This window comes from Streptomyces sp. NPDC088194 (assembly GCF_040702025.1).
In the GTDB taxonomy this organism is placed as follows: Bacteria; Actinomycetota; Actinomycetes; order Streptomycetales; family Streptomycetaceae; genus Actinacidiphila.
On record NZ_JBFBIV010000012.1, the window covers coordinates 40,015 to 61,906 of the forward strand.

At 71.6% G+C, this 21,892-nt stretch carries 19 protein-coding genes; 12 read left to right on the forward strand and 7 right to left on the reverse strand.

Features of this window, described 5'->3' with window-relative positions; translation table 11 throughout:
• The first annotated feature begins 143 nt into the window (after window positions 1-143).
• From AB0399_RS08985 to AB0399_RS09000, 4 genes are all read left to right on the forward strand, one after another.
• Window positions 144-1,373 (forward strand): MFS transporter, encoded by a 1,230-nt coding sequence (locus AB0399_RS08985; RefSeq protein WP_329363065.1) that lies wholly within the window; start codon window positions 144-146, stop codon window positions 1,371-1,373.
• A 102-nt stretch (window positions 1,374-1,475) separates the two neighbouring features.
• On the forward strand, window positions 1,476-1,949 hold the full coding sequence (aroQ, locus tag AB0399_RS08990) for a type II 3-dehydroquinate dehydratase (RefSeq protein ID WP_329363067.1): 474 nt from the start codon (window positions 1,476-1,478) through the stop codon (window positions 1,947-1,949).
• Window positions 1,950-2,723: 774 nt separating this feature from the next.
• On the forward strand, window positions 2,724-3,380 hold the full coding sequence (locus AB0399_RS08995; protein WP_366410776.1) for an SAVMC3_10250 family protein: 657 nt from the start codon (window positions 2,724-2,726) through the stop codon (window positions 3,378-3,380).
• Complete coding sequence (locus AB0399_RS09000; protein ID WP_366410777.1) at window positions 3,381-5,381, forward strand: HEAT repeat domain-containing protein; 2,001 nt, start codon at window positions 3,381-3,383, stop codon at window positions 5,379-5,381. It begins immediately after the preceding gene.
• Between the two features lie 76 nt (window positions 5,382-5,457).
• Here the strand turns inward: AB0399_RS09000 and AB0399_RS09005 are convergent, their stop codons facing one another.
• The 4 genes from AB0399_RS09005 to AB0399_RS09020 all read right to left on the reverse strand — a co-directional run bounded on the left by AB0399_RS09005 (window position 5,458) and on the right by AB0399_RS09020 (window position 9,656).
• Window positions 5,458-6,639 (reverse strand): MFS transporter, encoded by a 1,182-nt coding sequence (locus AB0399_RS09005; RefSeq protein WP_366410778.1) that lies wholly within the window; start codon window positions 6,637-6,639, stop codon window positions 5,458-5,460.
• 71 nt (window positions 6,640-6,710) lie between these two features.
• On the reverse strand, window positions 6,711-7,952 hold the full coding sequence (locus AB0399_RS09010; protein WP_366410779.1) for a glycosyltransferase family 4 protein: 1,242 nt from the start codon (window positions 7,950-7,952) through the stop codon (window positions 6,711-6,713).
• A 26-nt stretch (window positions 7,953-7,978) separates the two neighbouring features.
• Window positions 7,979-8,575: a TIGR00730 family Rossman fold protein gene (locus AB0399_RS09015; RefSeq protein ID WP_366410780.1), complete on the reverse strand. Its 597-nt coding sequence runs from the start codon at window positions 8,573-8,575 to the stop codon at window positions 7,979-7,981.
• Window positions 8,576-8,933: 358 nt separating this feature from the next.
• Complete coding sequence (locus AB0399_RS09020) at window positions 8,934-9,656, reverse strand: HAD family hydrolase (RefSeq protein WP_366410781.1); 723 nt, start codon at window positions 9,654-9,656, stop codon at window positions 8,934-8,936.
• A 566-nt stretch (window positions 9,657-10,222) separates the two neighbouring features.
• Here AB0399_RS09020 and dpgA point away from each other — a divergent pair.
• The 7 genes from dpgA (at window position 10,223) to AB0399_RS09055 (ending at window position 18,515) form a co-directional block, all read left to right on the forward strand.
• Entirely contained in the window at window positions 10,223-11,317 is a 1,095-nt protein-coding gene (gene dpgA / locus AB0399_RS09025) for a 3,5-dihydroxyphenylacetyl-CoA synthase DpgA (protein ID WP_366410782.1), read from the forward strand.
• Window positions 11,314-12,066, forward strand: coding sequence for an enoyl-CoA-hydratase DpgB (dpgB, locus tag AB0399_RS09030; protein WP_366410783.1), 753 nt, complete (start codon window positions 11,314-11,316; stop codon window positions 12,064-12,066). Before dpgA ends, dpgB begins: the two co-directional genes overlap by 4 nt.
• Window positions 12,063-13,583 (forward strand): enoyl-CoA hydratase/isomerase family protein, encoded by a 1,521-nt coding sequence (locus tag AB0399_RS09035; RefSeq protein ID WP_366410784.1) that lies wholly within the window; start codon window positions 12,063-12,065, stop codon window positions 13,581-13,583. Before dpgB ends, AB0399_RS09035 begins: the two co-directional genes overlap by 4 nt.
• Complete coding sequence (locus tag AB0399_RS09040; protein ID WP_366410785.1) at window positions 13,580-14,920, forward strand: PLP-dependent aminotransferase family protein; 1,341 nt, start codon at window positions 13,580-13,582, stop codon at window positions 14,918-14,920. Before AB0399_RS09035 ends, AB0399_RS09040 begins: the two co-directional genes overlap by 4 nt.
• Window positions 14,921-14,933: 13 nt before the next feature.
• A complete protein-coding gene (locus AB0399_RS09045) occupies window positions 14,934-16,361 on the forward strand; it encodes a condensation domain-containing protein (protein ID WP_366410786.1) in 1,428 nt (475 codons plus the stop codon).
• A 10-nt stretch (window positions 16,362-16,371) separates the two neighbouring features.
• Window positions 16,372-17,250 carry a hypothetical protein gene (locus AB0399_RS09050; RefSeq protein ID WP_366410787.1) on the forward strand — a complete coding sequence of 293 codons (879 nt, stop codon included), beginning with the start codon at window positions 16,372-16,374 and terminating at the stop codon, window positions 17,248-17,250.
• 107 nt (window positions 17,251-17,357) lie between these two features.
• Window positions 17,358-18,515 carry a ParB/RepB/Spo0J family partition protein gene (locus tag AB0399_RS09055; RefSeq protein WP_366410788.1) on the forward strand — a complete coding sequence of 386 codons (1,158 nt, stop codon included), beginning with the start codon at window positions 17,358-17,360 and terminating at the stop codon, window positions 18,513-18,515.
• A gap of 122 nt (window positions 18,516-18,637) precedes the next feature.
• Here AB0399_RS09055 and AB0399_RS09060 read toward each other — a convergent pair whose 3' ends face one another.
• Genes AB0399_RS09060 through AB0399_RS09070 form a run of 3 tightly spaced genes read right to left on the reverse strand, consistent with a single transcriptional unit; the run spans window position 18,638 to window position 21,370 of the window.
• The gene (locus tag AB0399_RS09060; RefSeq protein WP_329363094.1) at window positions 18,638-18,829 is read right to left on the reverse strand and encodes a ferredoxin; all 192 of its coding nucleotides are present in this window, start codon (window positions 18,827-18,829) and stop codon (window positions 18,638-18,640) included.
• A 43-nt stretch (window positions 18,830-18,872) separates the two neighbouring features.
• On the reverse strand, window positions 18,873-20,171 hold the full coding sequence (locus AB0399_RS09065) for an MFS transporter (protein WP_329363095.1): 1,299 nt from the start codon (window positions 20,169-20,171) through the stop codon (window positions 18,873-18,875).
• On the reverse strand, window positions 20,171-21,370 hold the full coding sequence (locus AB0399_RS09070) for a cytochrome P450 (RefSeq protein WP_329363097.1): 1,200 nt from the start codon (window positions 21,368-21,370) through the stop codon (window positions 20,171-20,173). Before AB0399_RS09070 ends, AB0399_RS09065 begins: the two co-directional genes overlap by 1 nt.
• 295 nt (window positions 21,371-21,665) lie before the next feature.
• Here AB0399_RS09070 and AB0399_RS09075 point away from each other — a divergent pair, with 295 nt between their 5' ends.
• Window positions 21,666-21,881, forward strand: a complete 216-nt coding sequence (locus AB0399_RS09075) for an MbtH family NRPS accessory protein (protein WP_366410789.1) — start codon at window positions 21,666-21,668, stop codon at window positions 21,879-21,881.
• The last annotated feature ends 11 nt before the right edge of the window (window positions 21,882-21,892 follow it).

A 21,892-nucleotide genomic window follows, 5' to 3' on the forward strand; every position in this document is an offset into this window, starting at 1 on the left:
GCGCGTCAAATGGCCCGATCTCGTGGCAACATGACGCGAAGTCAAGGAACGCCGTCAGCTGATCAGCTTTCAGGACTGTCCATTGGGTGAGGTGCTAGTCTCATTATTCGCAGTGGAGACCCTCGACCTGAAGGAACTGTCCGATGGCAGACGAGTCGATCGCGGGCGGGTACACGGGCACCAGGCCACCCCGGACGGCGGAGCCCGCAGAGATCCCCTCAAGCACGCCGGGCGGCGACCGGCTCCGCGTGACCATGGCCTACGCCGGCGGCGTCCTCGGTCCGCTCGGCGGCGGCGTCGTCTCGCCGATGATGTTGCAGATCGGCCTCTCGCTGCACGCGTCGACGAGCGAGGTGGCCACCTCGCTCACCACCTACTTCGTGGCCTTCGCCGCCGCCCAACTGGTCTCAGGGACACTGGGCGAGCGCTGGGGCCGCAAGCGGACCGTACGCACCGCGTACCTGGTCTACGCGGTGGGGTCGGTGGCCTGCGCCCTGGCACCGAACCTCTCCGTCCTGCTGGTCATGCGGGCGGTGCTGGGCGTGGCGAACGCCTTCACCTCCCCGCTGCTGCTGGCGGGGCTGGCGGACATCGTCCCCAAGGAGCGGCTGAGCCGTTCGGTCGGGATCTACGCCAGCTGCCTCGCCGCCGGCCAGTCCTTCGCGCCGCTGGTCGGCGGCCTGGCGGCCGGCTCGTCCTGGCGGCTGGGCTTCGTCGTCGTCGCCGTCGCCGCGGCCGTGCTCGCCCTCTTCCCGCCCCCCGGCGAGCCCCGGCCCGGCGCGTCGGCGCCGCCGTGGCGACCGCTGATCAGCCGGCGGATGGCCTGGCTGTCGGCCGCGGCCTTCGCCTCCTACATGGGCGCCTCGGCGCTGCCGTTCCTGGTCTCGGTCTACGCCGAGGAGCACTTGGGCCTGGGCTCGGGCGTCACCGGTGTGGTCGTCCTCGGCTTCGGCCTCGCCGGCCTGCTCCTCGGCGCCTCGTGGGGCTCGCTCACCGACCGCTACGGCGCGAAGCTCTGCGGGACCGTCGCGGCCGTGGTCAGCGCGGTCTTCGTCACGCTGTGCGGCATCACCGGCTCCGGCGTCACCCTGGCGCTCGCCTGGCTGGGGGCCGGCGTGAGCGCGTCCATGGTCACCGTGGCGCTCCAGAACCTCACCGTCCGGGCGGTCCCCGGCAACCGCAGCGGCTCCCTCTCGGCGGTCTCGGCCTTCCGCTACAGCGGATCGGCCATCGCCCCGCTGTGCTGGCTGCCGATCTACAACTCCTCGCCGTCCGCCTCTTTCGTGGCCGCCGGAGCGACCGCGCTCCTCGCCGCGGTGGCCCTCCCCCTGGTCCGTACCGGCCCCGAGCAGCCGGCCCGCGCGGGCGCCTGACCGCACTCCCCCGACTCCCCCGACTCCTCCAACTCCCCCGCACCATCGGTATCCGTCAAGTTTCGGACTCGTCGAGCAACGTGACGTCGGAAAGGAACTCCTGTGAGTGATCCCTCTGGTCTCCGCATCCTGGTGCTGAACGGCCCCAACCTCAATCTCCTCGCCGAGCGCGACCCGTCCCTCTACGGGCGGACGACGCTCAAGGAGATCGAGCATCAAGTCACCGCCCTCGGCGAGGAGTTGGGCGTCTCGGTCACCTGCGACCAGCGCAACTCCGAAGGGGAGATCGTCACCCTCCTCCAGGACAGCCGCACGGCCTACGACGGCGTGGTCCTGAATCCCGGCCCCCTGTCGCACTACAGCTACGCGCTGCGCGATGTCGTGGACGTGATCAGCACCCCGGTGGTCGAGGTGCACATCTCCAACATCCTCGCCCGGGAGGCGTTCCGGCAGACCAGCGTCACCTCACCGGCCGCGCAGGGGGTCATCTGCGGCTGCGGCGCGTTCGGTTACGAGCTGGCGCTGCGCGCGGTGCTGCACCGCATCGCGCAGAAGCAGGACCCCGCCGTCCGGTAGTGCCGTGACCGGCAGGGTTCACCGGTGCGCGGCACCCGGCACAGCGCTGGCAGGAGGGCCGCCCCTCCTCCCGCGCCGGCCGCGCCGGCACCCGACGGGACGGGCACGACGTGCGAAGGGCCCCAAGCCCCAACCCATCCGCCACCCCGGGCGGTGGGGCCCGCGGTTCGCGGTGGTTGCGGTGACGGCCCGGGGCGGAAGCGGCGGTGCCCGCCGCGGGCGCCGGGGAAATCCGAGGTCGCCGGGGAACGGCCCGTCAGGTGGGTGAGGAGGCGACGGCAGACCGGCCGCGGCATCCGGACCTCACCCTCCTCCCCCGCCGCCACCAGCCGCTTCGCCGCAGCCGCCGGCGCCGACACGTCGTCCCGGCCGGCGTCGGCCGCCCGCGCCGGGACGGCCGACGCCCGCTCCGCTGCGGACCGTGGGGTGGCCGCTGGGTCGTCAGGCGGACGCGACCGGCCGGGACCGCGGAGCCGAGCGGCCGATCCGTCCCGCTCGGGTTCGCGGTCTGTCGGCCCGACCGTCGACGCGGCCCCGCGCCGCACCTCCACCGTCGACCGGCCCCGCGCCGCACCCTCCACCGTCGACGCGGCCCAGCGCCGCACCCTCCACCGTCGACCGGGCCGGCCTCGTCGAGTACCGCCTCCGCGGCGCCGGGCCACGGCCGCGGCGCCCGGGGCGACGACGGCGTCGAGCAGCGTCAGCATTCGCAGGATGCACCCAACCCGCCCTGTATATAGTCCATTTGACGGCTGACGAAGGGGCAGGACCGAGATGCGCTACTACCTCTACGTGTCCCGTGCCAAGGTCGACATGCTCTTCGGACAGATCCCGCGGAAGCTGCTTCCTCAGCTGGTCACCGAGGCCCGCGCCGACCTGAAAGTGCTCAGCGTCTCGGTGCGGCAGCCGCGCGAGGAACCCACGCTCTACGACCGCCTCAGCGTGGTCGAGACGCACCTGGACCGCGAGTACGACATCGGCTGGATGACCGAGCCCGCCCGATGGTTCCGCGGCGAGTCGGGACTGCGGACCGCGGTGACCGGCATGCCGGGCAGCCCGGTCCTCATGACCTGCGTGGACGAGGACATCGTGGTCGCGCTGATCGGCTCCTCGCACCACCTCGTGGGCCGCGAGGAGCCGGCCGCCGAACTGGGACGGGTGGGCCACTCCTGGCTCCCCGCGCTGCACGCACTGCTTGAGGAATCCCGGGCCGGCCGCGAAACGCCGGACACCGAAGCCCTCGACTCCGACGGGACGCTGCGCGACGTCATCGCCTTCGCCCAGCACGCGACCGGACCCGCCACCTGGTGCGAGTTCCTGGCCCGGCAGCTGCTGCGCGGCAGGGCCACCGGTCCTGACGGCCGCGAGCGGGACGTGGTCGTCGCGACCCCGCTCTACGTGGCCATGTCCGACGAGATCCAGGAAGCCTGAGTGCGCGGCGCTCCCCCGAGCAGCCCGGCCAGGCTACGTCTCGTCGGCGACGTCGACGGCCTCGCCCGGATCGCGCTGGGCCGGGAGGCCACACCGGCTGCCCAAGCCGCCGCCCTGCTCTCCGACATGGGCGGCCTGGACGCGGCGAACGCCCTCTTGATGTGCGTGCGTCGGCACGGCAGACGCTGCCGCGTCGAAAGCTACGACGACGAACAGCTCTGGCCGCTGCTGGAGGCCGTACGCGGGCTCGGCCGGCTGCGCGAGCACCGCGCCGTCCCGCTGCTGCTGCCGCTGCTGGACCCGGGCACCATGATCCCGGACTACCTCACCTACCAGCTGGAGATGGCGGTCATACGAACCCTGCTCGCCATCGGAGCGCCCGAGGGCACCGACCTGCTCCTGGCCCGGCTGGCCGGGGCTCCGGACAGCGCGGACATCGACCTCGTGCACGAACTGCGCGACCCTGAGGCCGTCGTACCCCTGCTGGCCCTCCTGTGGAACATGCTGCCCGGCTACCCCGTCCAGGCCGTACGGGCGCTCGGCTCGTTCCGCGACGCACGCACAGGGCCGGCCATGCTCTACCTCGCCTCCTCCTCCGGCTCCACGCGCGAACTCCGCCGGGCGGCGCTCCAAGCGCTTGTCGACCTCCCCGACGTGCCGTGGGCCACGACCCGCAACAATCTCGGGATCAGCGCCTTGCTGTGGCGCCTCACCCAGGACCCCGACCGCGAGACGGTCTGGCTCGCCGCGGTACTGCATTCCCGCACGGAAGACGGCCGGCAGACGCTCGTCAGCCGCCTGCGCCACCCGCACAGCGCCCACGACCGTGCGGTGCCCGAGTCGCTGCCGTCCGAGACCGCGTGCATGATGGCGTGCGCCGTCATCCGCGAGAAGCCGGACCTCTTCGACGCCGCGGAAGTCGGCCCGCTGTTGAGCAGACTGCTGCTCGCCCGCGAGGAGCCCCGCCCGCTGCGGCAGGCCGCGGCCGAGGCCCTGGGCTCGCTCGGCGGGCAGGCCGCGACCGCCGCCCTCCTGGATGCCCTGGGCCACGACCGGATCGCCGACTCTGCCGCCGACATACTCGCCCGCCTCCCGGCCCCGCCCGAACAGCGGCTGCTGGAACTGCTCGCCGGCAGCGGCGACCCCGTCCGGCGGCGAGGAGCGGCTGTGGCTCTCGGACTTGCCCGAAGCACGGCCGCCGCGCCACTCCTGCTGGCCGCCCTGGACCGGGCGGAACCGCGCCCGCTGCGCGCCGCCGCCACCGACGCCCTGGGCCTGCTCGGCCACCGGCCCGCAGCCGAACCCCTCTGCGCGCTGCTCACCGACCCGGCGGAAGCCCCCGGTCTCCAGGCCCGCGCCGTACGGGCACTGGGCAGGATCGGGGTACCGGAATCGCTGACCGCGGTGTCCGCGGCGGCCCGCGCCCCCTCCGAAGCGGTACGGCTGCGGGCCGCCGAAGCGCTGGGCGGATTCCCCACCGACGAGGCCGTCCGACTGCTCGGCCACCTCGCGGGCGACCCCGACGCCGACATCGCGTGCGCGGCGCTCAGCGCGCTGGGCCGTATCGGCACCCCCGCCTTGCGGGAGCTGACCGCCCTGGTCGAACGCGCACCCGGACAACGGGCGCCCGCACAGCGGGAACTGGTCCAGGCGCTCAGCCGCTGCGCGGGAGCCGAGGCCGTCACCGCGCTCGGACGTGTGGCGACCGGACCGTTCGAAGCCGCGGCCCGCGCCGCAGCGGTCGACGCGCTCGCCGACCGGCCGGAACCGGAGCGGCTGGGGCCCCTGCTCCGGTTTCTCGACGGCAACGGGCCCGCCCGGATGCCCAGGCATGTCGACGTGGTGGGGGCACTGGCCCGCATCGATGACGACTTGGCCGTCGAATCGGTGATCGCCTACTTCGAGAGCCAGAGCTTCTTCACCGCCCAGCACTCTTGGGACGAGGCCCGTAAGAGCCTCACCACCCTCGCAACCCGCCGCCTCCGGGGCTCCACCCTCTAGACCCCCGCCGTGGGAAATGCGCCCCCTCTCCGGAGCCGGGCGGATACTTCCGCCGCATCCCGCCCCCGTTGGCGTGTCAGTCCGAGAGGCGCAGTGCGGGCACCAGCGCCGGGATGAGCAGTATGAGGAGGGACGGCAGGAGCAGGGCGACGCGGAGGCTGGTCGCGCCGCTGACGAAGCCGATGAGCGCCGGGCCGACCAGGAAACCGATGTAGCCCATGCCGACGATGAGCGAGAGCGCACGACCGGCGCTGCCGTGGGCCACGTCGCCGGCGATCGTGTAGATCTGCGGGGTGAGCCCGGCCAGGCCCAGGCCGAGTCCCGCGAAGCCGGCCACCGCGAGCCATGGCGCGGTCGACAGCACCCCGGCACCGAGGCTGACCGCCCCGAGGACCGCGCTGTACTGGAGGAACCGCCGGGTGCCCAGGGAGGTGACCACGCGGTCGCCCGCGACCCGGGAGATGAACATCGCGATCGAGAACACCACGAAGGCGGAGCTCGCGAACGCGACGCCGGCACCGAGGTTCTCGTGCAGGTAGACGCTGCTCCAGTCGCCGACGGCGCCCTCGGCGACCATGGCGAACATGGCAAAGAGCCCCAGCAGGACGGTCGCGAGCCGCAGGCTCGTGCCCCTCGCTGTGACGTGCGCACGAGCCGACCGGACGTCCGCGTCCACGTCGATGTCAGCGTCCACGTCCACGTCCGCGGTGCCAGGGCCCCCGGGCAGCCGCCACGCGTGCGCCAGCACCGCGGGCACGGCCGCCACGCAGAGCACCGCCAGGAAATGGTGCCGGACGGAGATCCCCGCACCCGCGGCCAGGCCCCCGCTCGCCGCCCCTGCCAGCCCGCCGACGCTGAACAGGGCATGGAAGGACGACATCATCCGCCGGTGGTAGGCCCGTTGGACATCCACCGCGGCGGAGTTCATCGTCACGTTCAAGGTGCCCTGGACGGCGCCGAAGAAGGCGAGGACGCAGCAGAGCGCCGGCAGGTTCGGGGCCATGGCGGCCAGCACGAGGGCGATCGCCTGGGTCAACGCGAGGGTGCCCAGCGCCCGTGCCGGTCCCAGGGCGTCGATCACCCGGGCCAGCAGCAGCATTCCCAGCACCGACCCGGCGGCGAAACAGACCAGTGCGGTGCCGAGTTGGGTGTCGGTCAGCCCGAGCCGGTTCTTGAGGGTCGGCAGCCTGCTGGTCCACGTGCCCACGACGACACCGAAGTACCCGAACACCAGCGAGACGGCGACACGGGCCCGCACCAGATGACGGGAAGGGCGCGCCGCCGGGACGTCCCTGCGGCCGGCGGTGCGGGTCGACGCCGCCGATCCCCTCACCTGACCGCCAGCGGTCGGTCGACCCGGGTGAACAGGTCCGACACCCGTTCCGCGATCTGCTCCGGGGCCCACCGGCGGGATCGTCGTTCGGCCGCGGCTCCCTTGCGTACGGCGTACGCCGGGTCCGCGATCAGCTTCAGTGCCCGGTCGAGGAATTGAGCCCGGTCGGCGAACAACAGGTCGTCGTCACCGATGATTTCGGGGATGGCGCCGCGCCGGACGCCGAGCACCGGGCGCCCGGACGCCATGACGTCGACCACGGCCATGCTCCACAGCGCACCGGCGCGCAGCGGCGCGACACCTATGTCGGTGCGCGCGATGACCGCCTCGTACGCGGACCGGGTCGGCGCGTCCACCGTGCTCACGAAGGGCAGTTGCGAGATCCGCGCCAGCACGGCGTCCACGCTGCTGTCCAGCTTCCGCCGGCGTGCCGACCGTCGCCCGGTCGGGTTGGTGACCACCACGCGGAACGGGGTCGGCGAGATCTCGGCCAGCTCCTCGAACCAGTCGAAGAGTTCCGTGGTGCCGTAGTGGGCGTAGAGCCGGTGGTTGTAGAGGAAGGTGGGGATCGGCGGCGAGTCACCGGTGCCGGCCCGCGGGTCCGTACCGCGTACGGTCGTCGCGGGCACCACCTCAACGTCCGTACCGCGTACGGTCGTCGGCGGGGGCACCACGGCGAGCTTGTCCGCCAGCGCCTCCGAGCCGGGAGCCGCCGACAGGAACAGCCGCCTCCCCCACTCGCTGCCGATCATCAGCAGGTCGGCGAAGTGCGCCGCCTCGACCTGGCGCGCCCAGATGCTGCCGGCGAGGCCGTTGGCGTTCAGGCTGGGGTCGAAGTGAACGTCGCCGGAGGCGTCGACCGACTCGATGGGCAGGTAGTGGTAGTAGACCCCGGTGGGAACCTTGCGGCCCGACTGCTCGGCGATCAGAGCGGACAGCGGGACGGCCAACTCCGGCTGGTTCACGAGCAGTGCGTCCGGCCTGGAACCGCACGAGGCGAGCGCGTCCTCCAGGTGGGACCACGGAAAGCTGTACCGGACGGCGTACTTCGAATCGGGCATCTCCACTTCGACGGCACGCGACGAGGTGACCGCTCGCACGCCGGGCGGCCCGATCAGGACCGTCTCCCATCCGAGGTCCCGCAGGCCGCGCAGCAGCGACTCCTGGAACACGAACCCGCTGTCCGCCAGGAGATTCGAACCGTTGCTCAGGTTCAGGTACGAGTAGAGAACCGGCATTTCGTGTGCCTTCCTCTCGGCGCGGACTAGGGCCTGTCGTTCGGGTTCGGGCCGTCGGTCCATGCCCCTCGACTGCGAAGCGCCGCCCCGATCACCCGGAACGCGTCGTCCAGCGACGCGCTGAGCGTGAAGTTCGCGCGCACCTGGGCGGAGACGAACCCTTCGGCCTGCATGTGGTCGACCAGTGCGCGCAACGGGCCCCAGTACCCGTCGATGTCGGCGAACACGATCGGCTTCTCGTGCAGCCCGATCTGCCGCCAGGTGATCGCCTCGAACGCCTCGTCCAGGCTCCCCACGCCGCCGGGCAGCACCAGCACCGCGTCGGAGCGTTCCATCATCCGGCGCTTGCGCTCGTGCATGTCCTCGACGAGTACGAGTTCGCCGACGCTCGCCGACGGCGGTTCGATGTCCGCCAGGTGCTGCGGGGTGATGCCGATCGTCCGCACCCCGAGAGCTGCGGCCTCGTCGCACATCACCCCCATCAACCCGACGGCCGATCCACCGAACACGAGGTCGGCCTTCGCCTCGGCGCAGTACGCCGCGACCTGCCGGGCCGCGGCGGCGTACGAGGGTCTGCTGCCGAGCGACGAACCGCAGAACACGGCGACAGCCGGTGAGTCCATGGGGGCCACCTCACAAAGGGCGTTCATACGGACCGCGTGTCGTCGATTCCGCTCGTTCTCCCCATTCTCGTTCCCGGCTCGGGAACGGAATTGGTATTCCTCGCGGGAGAGGCGCGCATAATGGAATGCGGGGAGCCGACAGGGCGGTGTGGGAATCCTTCGTGGACCCAGTGACGGTAGATCAAGAAACAATCCGGCGTCAACACCCCTTCCGCACCCGGCTGATCATCACCCGCACCTGGCCGGAATCCGTTCGCCGCCCGCGCGAGGGAACGGTGCGGGCCGGCGCGCCCGGCCGCCGTGCCGGATGCGGAATCCGGCGGAAACGGGTCGGCGGGCGGGCGACGTCGCGCGGAGTTCAGCCCGCGAGGGCGACCGGAAGTTCGTCGAGGGAGCGGATGACGCGGATACTCCCGCCGACGTCCATGCCCGCACCGGAGTTCGCCCGGTCGAGCCAGTACGCGTGCAGTCCCGCGTCACGGGCACCCACCGCGTCGATCTCGTACTTGTCGCCGACGTAGGCCACTTCGTGCGGTCGCAGGCCCAGCGAGGCACAGCCGGCGAGGAAGATGCTGCGCGCGGGTTTGGCCGCGCCGTGCTGGTCGGAGCAGACCAGCACGGCGCCGAAGTAGGGCAGAAGGCCGATGGCTTCGAGCTTGCGACGCTGGTGGTCGGCGGAGGAGTTGGAGACGATCCCGAGGCGGTAGGCGGGGGCGAGCCTTCTCAGCGCGGGCTCGGCGTCGGCGAACCCGGCCCAGGCGGCGTTGCGATGGGCCTCGTATCCGGCGAACCAGGCGGAGACCATCCGGTCCGACAGTTCGGCGCGCGTGGCCCGTCCGATGCGGAGCAGGAATTCCCGGGCACGTTCGCGCTGCTGCCCGGGGAAGGTGAGTTCGCCCTTGACGAAGCGGGCGTACTGCTGCTCCATGATGGTCCGCCAGAGCGCGACGGCGGTGGCAGGGTCGGGAAACCGTTCGAGCAGTCCCTCCGCCCGCAGGTGGGAGAGCACGCCGACTTCTTCCGAGGACGAGTAGTCGAACAGCGTGTCGTCGACGTCGAAGAGCACGCCCCGGATCGGCACGTGTCGTCCCTTCCGGCCCTTCCGCCGGGCAGGTGCCGGCGCGCGGGCGTCCCGTGGGTGCGCGGTGGGGTGTCGGGCCGGGACCTCCCAAGGGGAGAACGCGCCCCGCCCGTCGGTGAATCGGCCGCCCGGGATTTCCGGTCGGAGGAATTCGCCCCGTGGCGAACGCAGCCCTCCCCCATGGGCCTTGAGGCGGCGGTATGACCGTAGAGCCGGCATGGTGCGAAGTCAACACCCGCCAAATTCCTCGCACTCGGGCCGGAGTCCGGCCCAAGGGGCCAGAAGTGGGCCGATCGGCAGGTGCTTGACATCGGCGGGAAGGGCATTGAACACTCGCTGACGCGGCAGGAATTTCCCCTTCACCGGCCGCCTCGACAGTTCGATCCTTTTGTTTCACGGCACCCTCACCGCGAACGGTTCTGCTTTCGAAGAGGAGCCTTCATGCAGGAGAATTACTCTGCCGAGAACATATGGGCCGCCTGCTCCGTCCGGCCCGCCGGCCCGGGCCCCGGCCCCGGCCCCGGCGGCGGCCCCGGCGGCGGACGCCGGGCCCAGGGCCGCTCCTGATGACCACCGGGCCAGCCGCTCGCGAGGACTCCGGGACGCGCACCCCGGCACTGCCGCACATCACCGCGGTCGGCACGGCGCTGCCACCGGTCTCGTACACCCAGCGGGAACTGCTCGACCTGTTCCGGATCACCGATCCGCGCATCAGGTCGGTCTTCACCAACAGTGCCATCGACCGGCGCTACCTCGACCTGCCCCCGGCCGAGCCCGGCTGTCCCCCTCCCGCCGAAACCCAGGGCGAACTGCGGGACCGGCACCTGTCGACCGGGCTCGACATCGGCGCCGACGCGATGCGCGCGTGCCTGAAGCAGGCGGGCGCCCAACTGTCGGATGTCCGCTACGTGTGCGCCGTCACCTCGACCGGACTCCTCACGCCCGGCTTCAGCGCCCTGCTGATCGGGGAACTCGGGCTGTCCGACCGGTGCTCCCGCATCGACGTGGTCGGAATGGGCTGCAACGCCGGCCTCAACGCCCTTTCCGCCGTGACCGGTTGGGCCAGCGGCCACCCCGGGGAGCTGGCGCTGATGGTGTGCATCGAGGTGTGCTCGGCGGCATACGTCATCGACGGCGGCATGCCCAACGCCGTGGTGAACAGCCTGTTCGGAGACGGTGCGGCGGCCGTCGCGGTGGTCGCGGGCCCCGGTGCCGGGAACTCGCCGGCCGTCCTGGACTACGCCAGCAGCACCATCCCCGGCACGGCCGACGCCATGCGTTTCACCTGGGACGACCGCCTCGGGAAGCTGAGTTTCCTGCTCGCTCCCGACGTGCCCTACGTGGTGGGAGCCCACGTCGAGGAGACGGTGGACCGGTTGCTCTCCGCCCACCGGCTCCGGCGGGCCGACATCGCGCACTGGGTGGTGCACTCCGGGGGCAAGAAGGTCATCGACTCGCTGCGGGTCAACCTCGGCCTGACCCGGCACGAACTCCGCCACACCACAGGGGTGCTCAGGGAGCACGGCAACCTGTCCAGCGGGTCCTTCCTCTTCTCCTACCAGCGTCTGCTCGACGAGGGCACCCCACGGCCCGGGGACCACGGAGTGCTGATGACCATGGGCCCGGGTGCGGCGATCGAGACGGCGTTGCTGCGCTGGTGAGCGCCTACCGGCTCCTGGAAGGGACGGACATGTACGAACACGACACGAGCAGCCGCCACGAGCATGCCGAGCGGGTACTGCGGATCGGCGCCGGGCACCCGCTCCCCGTACTGACCGATGCCGTACGGGAGGTCTGCGAGCAGGCCGAGGCGGACCGCCGGTGCCTGGTGCTGAGGCTCGTCGACGGTGGCACGCCGGGGGAAGGGTGGCCCGGTGACGTCACCATCCAGGAGGTGAACCGCTGGGAGCGTGCCGTGCGCCGGCTCGAACGGCTCCCCGCGGTCACCATCGCCGTTGCCGAAGGGACCTGCGCGGGGGCCGCCTTCGACCTCCTCCTGGCGACCGACTACCGGATAGCCGGTGCCGACCTGCGGCTGCGCCTGCCCGTCAACGCCGGTCAACTCTGGCCGGGGACAGCCGTGTTCCGGCTGGCCCAGCAGGTGTCCCCCGCGCACGCCCGCCAGTTGGTGCTGTGGCGGCACGAACTGTCCGCCCGCCAGGCACTCGACGCGGGAGTCGTCGACGAGTGCCGCGCGGACACGGACGCGGCGGTACGGGCGGCGGTCGTCCTCCTCGGCGAACTGGCCGGCGCCGAGGTCGCGGTGCGCCGCCAACTGATCCGGGAGGCCGCCTCCTCCCCCTACGAGGACGCGCTCGGTGCCCATCTCAGTGCCTGCGACCGCGAGTTGCGCCGCCTCGGGCGGCGCCGGCCGGTGACGCCGCTGCCGCCCACGGGCGGCGGCCGATGACCGGCACCGAGACCGTGCGGTACCGGCGAACCGCGGACTGGCTCGCCGGCGCACCGGAGTTCACCGCCGGCCTCGCGAAGGACGCGGAAGCGCTGCGCGCCCACATCGCCGCCGCGGCCGAACTGCCCCCACCACGACCGAAGGCCGCGCACGGGAGCGGCGAGGACGAGGGCGAAGGCAAGGGCGAGGGCGAGGGCGAAGGCAAGGGCGAGGGGGCAGGCGAGGTCGCGCAGTGCGCGCCGTCCGTCCAGGACGCATGCCGCGCACTGCGCGCACGCTTCATCGGCCGCCACGCCGACGCGGTGTACGACGAGCTGACCGACCGCCGTACCGCCCGTCCACGGCTGGCGGAACTCCTGCACCGCGCCGCCGACCGCTACCCGGGCCTGGTACCCACCCGCGCGCACATGGCCGAGCAGGCCACCTTGGCGCAGGCGGACAAGGACGGGTCGGAGATCGACCAGGGGATCTTCGTACGCGGAGTGCTGCGCGCGCCCACGGCCGGCCGCCACCTGCTGGCCTCGATGCTCCAGCCGTCGCCGCGCGCCCTCGACCTGCTGCCCCGTTTCCGCCGTACCGACCGCATGGACCTGGGGTCCGTGCGGGTGGAACGGCGGGGCACGGCGGCGCACCTGACCGTGACGAACGGCTACTGCCTCAATGCCGAGGACAACGCGCTCGGCGACGCCATGGAGACGGCCGTCGACCTGGCGCTGTGCGACGACCGGATCAAGGTCGGGGTGCTCCGCGGCGGGGTGATGGACCATCCCCGGCACCGGGGGCGGCGCGTCTTCAGCGCCGGCATCAACCTGCGCCACCTCCACCGCGGGCAGATCTCCTTCGTGGACTTCCTGCTCGGCCGGGAGTTGGGCTACGTCAGCAAGATCCTCCGCGGCGTGCTGGACGAGCCCCCCGCCGGGTCCCCCGCCGATCCTTTCGCCAGGTCCTCCGGCGGCACCTTCGCCGGCCACTCCGCCGACGCCTCCGCCGACCCCTTCGCCCCGCCCCGCTTCGCGCAGAAGCCGTGGATCGCGGCCGTGGACAGCTTCGCCATCGGCGGCGGCATGCAACTCCTACTCGTCTTCGACGTGGTGATCGCCGCCGCCGACGCCTACTTCAGCCTGCCCGCGGCCCAGGAGGGCATCATCCCCGGAGCCGCCGATCTGCGGCTGCCGCGGCTGGTCGGCGGCCGGCTGGCGCGGCAGGTCGTCCTGTCCGGCAGACGCATCGCCGCGACCGAACCGGAAGCCCGCGCGCTGTGCGACGAGGTGGTGCCGCCGGAACAGGTGACAGCCGCGGTCGAGGCGGCGGCGGCGCGGTTGGCCGACCCCGCCGTGGTCGCGAACAAGCACGCTCTGGTGGCGGCCGAGGAACCCCTGGACCTGTTCCGCACCTACATGGCGGAGTTCGCCTACGCCCAGGCCGTACGCGTCAACAGCCCGGACGTGATCGACAAGCTGACCCGGTCGCTGCCGGGCCGTCCCGCCGCGGAACGAGGTCGGGGCCCGTGCGCGTGAGTGCCCGTGAGCTGCATCCCGCCGTGTCGGACCCGGCGCTGTCCGCGGTCGGCGACCTCAACGAGGTGATGGCGCGCCATCCGACGGCGATCTCGTTCGCCCCCGGAGCGCCGCACCCCGACTTCTTCGCCGACCTCGACATCCCCGCGCTGCTCGACCGCTACGTCGGCCACCTCGCCCGCGAACGGGGCCTCGACCGAGCCGCCGCCCGGCTGCTGCTCTACGAGTACGGGCCTGCCCGCGGGCTGATCAACGATCTGGTCGCCGAGGCGCTGCGCACGGACCTGGGCATCACCTGCGGGCCCGACAGCGTGGTGATCACCGCCGGCGCCCAGGAGGCCATGCTCCTGACCCTCCGTGCGCTGTGCCGATCGGCCGAGGACGTCCTGGCGGTGGTCGATCCCGCCTACGTCGGGATCACCGGCGCGGCCCGGTTCCTGGACATCCCGGTCGTACCGGTCGAGGACATGGGCGCGGGCCCGGACCTCGGCCGGCTCGAACAGGTCTGCGCGGACGAGCGTCGCCGCGGCCGGCGCGTCCGGGCCCTGTACGTGGCACCGGACTTCGCCAACCCCTCGGGTACCCGGATGGACCTGCCCTCCCGGCGGCGCCTGCTGGAGACCGCCGCCCGTGAGGGGTTCCTCGTCATCGAGGACAGCGCGTACGGCTTCACCGCGGCCGGCGGCGACGTCCTGCCGCCGCTGAAGGCCCTGGACCAGGACGAGTCGGTGATCCATCTCGGGACCTTCTCCAAGGTGTGCCTGCCCGGCACCCGGGTGGGATACGTGCTGGCCGACCAGCGGACCCGCGGGCCGGAGGGCAGCCGGCCGCTGGCCCACCACCTCGCGGCGCTCAAGGGGGCCGTCACGGTGAACACCTCGCCGCTGTGCCAGGCCGTGATCGGCGGCATGCTGCTGGAACACGGCGGGTCGCTGGCCCCGTTCACCGCCCGGCGGTCCGCCTTCTACCGCGGCAACCTGCGAGCGCTGCTGGCCGCCCTGGAACGCCACGTCGGACCCGCGGGGCGGTTCGACACCCGCGAGGCGTCCGCGGAACCCCCCGGTCCGGTGTGGCAGCGGCCGGCCGGGGGCTTCTTCGTCCGCATGCGGCTGCCGGTTCCGGTGGACACCGCCCTGCTGGAACTGTCCGCGGCCCGCTACGGAGTGCTGTGGACCCCGATGTCCCCCTTCTGGATCGGCGGCGGCGGGGACAACGAACTGCGCCTGTCGTGCAGCTATCTCACCCCCGAGCGCATCCGGGAGGGAGCGACCCGGCTGGCCCGCTTCCTCGCCGGCCTGCCGGCGCCCGGGGGCGCAACACCACGTGTCACGCCATGACGGAGGTATCACGATGGACGCGGAACGCAGGCTGGTGCTCCGGTTCTCCGGCCTCGACCGGCGCAGCGGCCCCATGACCTGGTCGCAGTACGCGATCTGGTCCGTCATCCGCTGGGAGGGCGAGACCGCGTACCGGCGGAACCTGCCGTGCGTGTGGTCGGTGCCGCCGGGCGTCCGCGTCGACGATGTGCTCGCCGCCTTCGAGGAGTTGCTGACCGCGTGCGAGACGTTGCGCACGACCTTTCGCAGTGACGGCGACTGGCCGCGGCAGGAGGTCCACGGCTCGGGGGAGGTCCCGGTCGTGCTCAGCGACGCCGGCTCCGATGCGCCGGCCGAGCACACCAAGCTCCTGCTCGCGCGGCTTCTGGGTACTTCCTTCGACCTCGCGACGGATGTCCCGCTGCGTCTGGGCATCGTGACGTCGGGCGGACAGGTGGTGAAGGTGGCCGCGGCGTTCTCGCACGTCGCCGTCGACGGCTGGAGCGTGGAGATCGTCCGGCGCATGGTGGACGAGCTCCTCACGAAGGGTCCCGGCGCGCTGCGCGCTTATGCCGGGCAGTCCGAACAGCCGCTGGAGCGGGCGGAGTTCGAACGATCGGAAGCCGGCGTGCTGGCCGCACGGCGGACGTTGCGCTTCTGGCAGCGGGCCTTCGACGAGGTCCCGTCGGTCATGTTCGCCGGCGGCCCCGAGAGCAAGGCGCTGGCGGAGCGCGGAAGCGTGCACTCGCACCACATCGCCCGCGCCGTACGGGACATCGTGGTGCGTGACAAGGTGAGCAGTCCCGCCGTGCTCGCCGGGGCGGTGTCCCTGGTGCTGTCGGCCGCACTGGGCGAGTCCGATCTCGCTCTGCGCAGCCTGGTGGTGACGAGGTTCCGGCGCCAGGCGCGGTACTCGGTGGCGACGCTGAACCTGAACGGACTGTTCCGGCTGAAGGTGGAGCCCGGACCGATCCGAGCCCACTTCCTGCGGGCGGCCGCGGCCTCGCTCCAGGCCGTCCAGTACAGCCAGTGCAACCCGGACGAGATGGAGGGCGTGATCGACTCCGCGCTTCGGGACCGGGGGGAGGAGTTCAAGCAGTGCGTGTTCCTGAACGACGTCAGCCAGCCGATCGGCCCGGTGCCGGACCATGAGACGGGAGCCGTGGCGGCGGCACGGGGCCTGACCGCGCGCGGCGGCCCGGACCACGACGCGGCCTGCTGCGACGGCGGTTCGGTATACCGCCGGATGCCGGACGGCGAACCGGACAGGGAATCGAAGTTTCTCTTCACGGTGGCACGGGTCGCACCCGTGGCGGAGGTCTTTCTCTATCTGGACCGGCGTTTCTTCCCGGTGGGTCCGACACAGATCCTGCGGGCGGTGGAGTCGGTGCTGACGGAAGCGGCCCGCGACCCTCATGTCGATACGCTTTCTCTCGCCCGCCGGTGCCTTGCTCTCGCATAAGATTCCCGTCATGCCGAACCACCCTGTTTTCACCGACCTTCTGCTGTACTCGGACGACGAACTGGAGCGGCTGCTCGGCGCTCGCCCCGCGGAACGCCGCGTGATCCAGGCGTGGCCCCTTTCCTGCGTCGAGGAAGTGCGCCTCGCGGACGGCAGGAGACTCGTCTACAAGGCCCAGTTGCCGCCCTCCGTCGAGCCGGAGTTCTACGCGGCGGCGGATTCCGTGCTCCTGCCGGCCCACCGCGACCTCGGACGGCTCGGCCGGGTGCGGATGATGGCCCTCGACTGGATCGCGGCGCCCCTGCTGTCGCAGACCGAGCACGACGCGGACGGGCTCGTCGCGCACGCCCGGAAGGTCATCGCCCTGATCGGCGAGATCGGCGGTGAACCGCCGTCGTACCTGGACGTCGGCTCGCCCGGGGCCTGGTCGGAGGCGGTCGACCGGCTGCTGGGCCGATGGTCGGGGCTGCTGGCCCGGGGGCGGCTCGCCGGCACCGGACCGGACGACCTGGACCATGTGCGGGCGTGGGCGGCGTCGGCCCCGGTCCAGGCGCTGCTCGAGGAGGGCTCCCGCCTGGCGCACGGGGACCTGAAGGCGGACCAGATCTTCGTCACCCCGGACGGCTACCGGCTGATCGACTGGCAGCGGCCGATCCTCGCCCCTCCGGAGGTCGACCTGGTCTCCCTGCTGGTCGCGGCGGGGATCGATCCGCACCCGTTCGTCGACCCGACGACGGTCGCGGTGCACTGGCTGCTGCGCCTCAACTGGGCGGTCGAGGCGCAGAGCGAGCTCTTTCCCGACCAGGTCCTGCCCCTGCTCGGGGCCTGGGCCCAGGAGGCGGTGGGTCATATTCGGGACATATCCGCATCGCCGGGCCGGCCGCGGTGAAGTGCAAAGGTCGGCAATTCGACAGAAAGGGAAACTGGAAACAAAGTGAGCTGACAAGGGATTTGACAACCCGTCGCTAAAATCGACATCCGCAGGGTTGTGCGAACATGATCCGGGCATCTATTTTCAGCAGACCAGGAGGGCGCGGAACCCAGGGCGGATTATCACTCTCCGTAGGTCTTTCTCGGACAGGCGATCTTCGGCCCTTCGAATCATGGAGGTACGGCTTGCTGGGCGGGGAGGATCGCGGAATTGTCGGGGCAGAATCGGGGAACGTCACCCGTGTACGCCTCGACGAAATAACTGTCGGTGAACCTATCAGAGCGGCCGGGGTCGACGAAGCACACGTCAGAATTCTGTCGGAATCCACGGAAAAACTGCCTCCCATCCTGGTGCAGGCGAGTTCGATGCGCGTCATCGACGGTATGCACCGGCTGAGGGCCGCACAGCTCCAAGGGCGCACGGAGATCGAGGCCCGGCTGCTGGACATCTCGGACGCGGAGGCGTTCCTGCGCGGCGTGGCCGCCAACGTCTCGCACGGCCTCCCCCTGACCCTGGCGGACCGCAAGTCCGCGGCACTGCGGATCATCGAGTTGCACCCCGAGTGGTCCGACCGCGCGATCGGCGGCGCGGCGGGTGTGTCGGACAAGACCGTCCGGGCACTGAGGCACCGTCACGCCGAGGACCTGCCGGCGCAGACCCGGCGGATCGGCCTGGACGGACGGGTCCGGCCGGTGGACGGTGCCGCCAGACGGCAGACCACCTCCGAACTCCTCAGCGCGCACCCCCAGGCGGCGCTGCGCCAGATCGCGAAGTGGGCGGGGGTCTCGCCCGGGACCGTCCGCCGGGTCCGCGACAGCATGGACCGCGGCAAGCCCGCGACGGTGCGCGGCCTCGTCCCGCTCCAGCCGCGCACACCGGCGCTCGCCGAGACAGGCAAGGAGACCGGTGGGCCGCGCACGGCGGCGCGCGCCGGTGCGGCGTCGGCCGATGTGCCGGCGAAGGACGCCGAGTCGATCCTTCAGGAGCTGCGGCAGGACCCGACGCTCAGGTACCGCGCCAGCGGCCGCGACCTGCTGCGGCTGCTCGGCCTGCGGCCCGCGCTCGCGCTGCGCCGCAAGGTGATCGAGACCATTCCCGAGCACCGTGTGACGGCCGTTGCCACGCTCTTCAGGATCTACGCGCAGGACTGGCTGGATCTCGCGGGCCTGCTGGAGACGTCGGTCCGGACCGAGCGCGAGCCCGTACAGCGGCCGGCGCGGTGATGCGGTCGTCCTGCGGTGTGCAGCCGCGGAAAAGCCGCACTTGCACACCGCATACTCCAACGCGCGGCACCGGCAGGGCATTTCAGGTCCTTCGGGCGCTTCGGGCCCGCCGGCCGGACGTCTCAGCTGATCTCGATGGCCATCGTCGGACACTCGTCGGCGGCGCTGCGGGCGGCCGCCTCCTGGTCCGGGGTGGGCCGCTGCGCCAGCAGCAGCACCCGCCCCTCGGCCGGGTCCTGGTCGAAGAGTTCGGGTGCGGCCGCGGCGCAGTAGCCGGAGCCGCAGCAGCGCTCCCGGAAGACCTCGATGCGCATGGGTCACCTCCTGGGTCGTCGGACGGATGTCGGGTCGGGCCGTTCAGGACCGCTGCGGTGCCGTCTCGGTGACCGAGACCAGTCGCCGGATCGGCGAGAAGACCACCAGCAGGAGCGGCAGCGGCATCAGCAGGGTCACGCCGAGGATCGTGCGGTGCGCGCCGATCGCCGAGCCGAGCACACCCGCGAGGATCGCGCCGAGCGGTGTCACTCCCGCGATGAGCGTGATGATCGCCGCGTTGGCCCGGCCGCGCAGCTCGTCGGGAACGGCCACCTGCCGCAGGGCGGCCAGGCAGATGTTCGACCCGACGAGCCCGAGCAGCGAGACGAACCAGAGGACCGTCAACCCGGCGATCAGCAGCGGCTGCGGGCCGTGCACGAGGCCGACGCACAGCAGCCCGGCCCGCAGGCACACCATGAAGCCGAGGAACGCCCGCCCGTACCCGAACCGTTCGACCAGCCGCGGCAGCAGGAGGCTGCCCACCACCCCGCCGACACTTCCCCCGGCGAAGACCAGGCCGATCCATCCGCCGCTCAGCCCCAGGTCCCGCGTCGCGTACAGGACGAAGAGCGTCAGCACGACCTGGGTCAGGAAGTTGGACAGTGCGGCGTTCACCGTCACCGGACGCAGATAGCGGTTGCCGAACACCGCCGTGACGCCCTCCCTGATCTCGCGTATCACCTGCCGGGGCGCCGGCCTGGCGGGGCTCGGCGATCCGGACGGGTCGGCGGACCTGCGGCGGATCAGCACGAGGCTGAGCGCCGAGCAGAAGTACGACAGCGCGTCGGCGGCCACGACGAACGGGATGCGCATCACGGCGATGGCCGCGCCGGCCACGCCCTTGCCGGTCAGGCTCAGCACGTTACGGGTCAGTTCCATCCGGCTGTTGGCCGCGATCAGCAGCGACTGCGGCAGCAGGCGCGGCAGGTACGCCCCGTAGGAGATGTCGAAGACGGTGCTGAGCACCCCGATGACGAACATGCAGACGTACATCACCTCCACGCGGAGCAGGCCGGCGTAGGCCAGCACCGGGATGGCGCCGACGGCCACACCGCGCCCGAGGTCCGAGACGATCAGCAGTCTGAGCGGGTTGACCCGGTCGACCAGCACCCCGACGAAAAGCGACAGCGGGAGGGCGGGCAGCGTCTGCAGGAACGTCAGCACGCTGATCTGCATGGTCGAGGCGCCGAGCGTGACCACCGCCACCAGGGGCAGCGCGACGCTGGAGATGCTGCTGCCCAGCGTGGAGATCGACTGCCCCGTCCAGAGCCTGAGGAAGTCGCTCTGCCCGCGCAGCGATTCGACCGCCGGCTTCTCCCGCTGGGCTTCCCCGGTGGCCATCACGCGGCCTGGTCGTCGGCGGCCAGGCGGATGGGAAGGCGCTTGAGGCCCTGCTGGAAGTAGGACGTGATGCGGGTCGGCTCCGCTGTCGGGTACGGGCGCAGGCCGCGGTCGATGAGCGAGTTGAGCAAGGTGCCCATCTCCAGCCGGGCCACGTTCGTGCCCACGCAGTAGTGCGAGCCGTTCCCGAAGCTCAGGTGCCGGTTCGGGTGCCGCGTGACGGTGAACAGGTGCGGGTCCTCGAACATGCTCTCGTCGCGGTTGGCCGAGTACAGCCAGACGCTGACCCGGTCGCCTTTCTTGATCGGCACCCCCGCGACCTCCGTGTCGGCGAGCGCGACCCGGGCGAGGTTCAGGGTCGGGGTCGTCCAGCGGAGGATCTCGTCGATCGCCGTCGGCATGATCGACCGGTCGTCGACCAACTGCCGGTACTGGTCGGGGTGTTCCATCAGCGCGAGCAGACCGCCGCCCATCGCGTTGCGGTCGGCCTGGAACCCGCCGAGCGTCAGCGCGAAGCAGTTGACCGCGATCTCCTCGTCGGAGAGCCCGCCGCCGGCGGCCTCGCCCTGCGCGACCCTGGTCACCAGGTCGTCGCGGGGGCTGCGCCGCCGCTGGAGGACGAGGTCGCCGAAGTACGCGAGCAGTTCGAGGTTCGCCTCCGAGGAACCCTTCCTGCTGGTGGTCGGAGCGACCAGGTTGAGGTCCTTGACGCCGTGCGAGACGTGCGTGAGGTTCGTGACGAGCCGCCAGTCCTCCCGCGGCACCCCCATGAGCCCGCAGGACACGGCGATCGGCAGCCGCTCGGCGACCTGCGCCATGAAGTCGAAGGACTCACCCGTCGCGACCTCGTCCACGATCTCCTCGACGATGTCGTGGATCATCGGGCGGATGCTCTCGACCGAACGGGCGGTCAGCGAGGGCGTGAACACCGACCGCAGCCGGGTGTGGACCGGCGGGTCGGTGGTGAACGTCATCAGTCCCGCGGTGGGGTCACGGGTCACCCGGGTCGGCAGGATGTTGCCGAATTCGGAACTGAAGATCTCCGGGTGCCGCAGCACGTGGACCACGTCGTGATAACGGGAGATCACCCAGAATCCGGTTCCGCCGTCAGGCGCCCGGTGCCAGTGCACCGGTGCTTTTCTGCGCAGTGTCGCGAATACTTGCAGCGCACGGGGAGTGGTGAACATGGTCGAATCCATGAGATCGATGTCCTTGACGTCCATCGTCGGCCCTCCGGTCCGTAGCGGCAGTCGGACATGGCGGTCTTCCGATCGGGTCCACGCAGCTCAACAGGTGCCGGGGACCGGGGCGGAGTGCCTCGCCGATGCCGAACAATGCCACGAACACCGCCGGGTTGTCGTGCTCGGAACGGACACCGGGCGGGCCCGCCCGGATTCCACCGCGAGCCGGCGGCACGACGGTTGACCCGGCGATCCGGTGCCACGAACATGGCTGAAGTTGTTTTCCGGGGTCGATGATTTCTGGAGGCGATTCATGTTCGATGCGAAGACCACAGAGTTCTATCTCGTGGTACGCAACGACGAGGAGCAGTATTCGATCTGGTGGAGTGATCGCGAATTGCCCGCGGGATGGCACTCCGTGGGCGATCCGGCTCCACGCGAGGAATGCCTGGCCCGCATCGACGAGCTGTGGACCGACATGCGGCCGCTCAGTCTGCGCCGCTGGATGAGCGAGCACCCCGACGACTGACCGCCCACGGG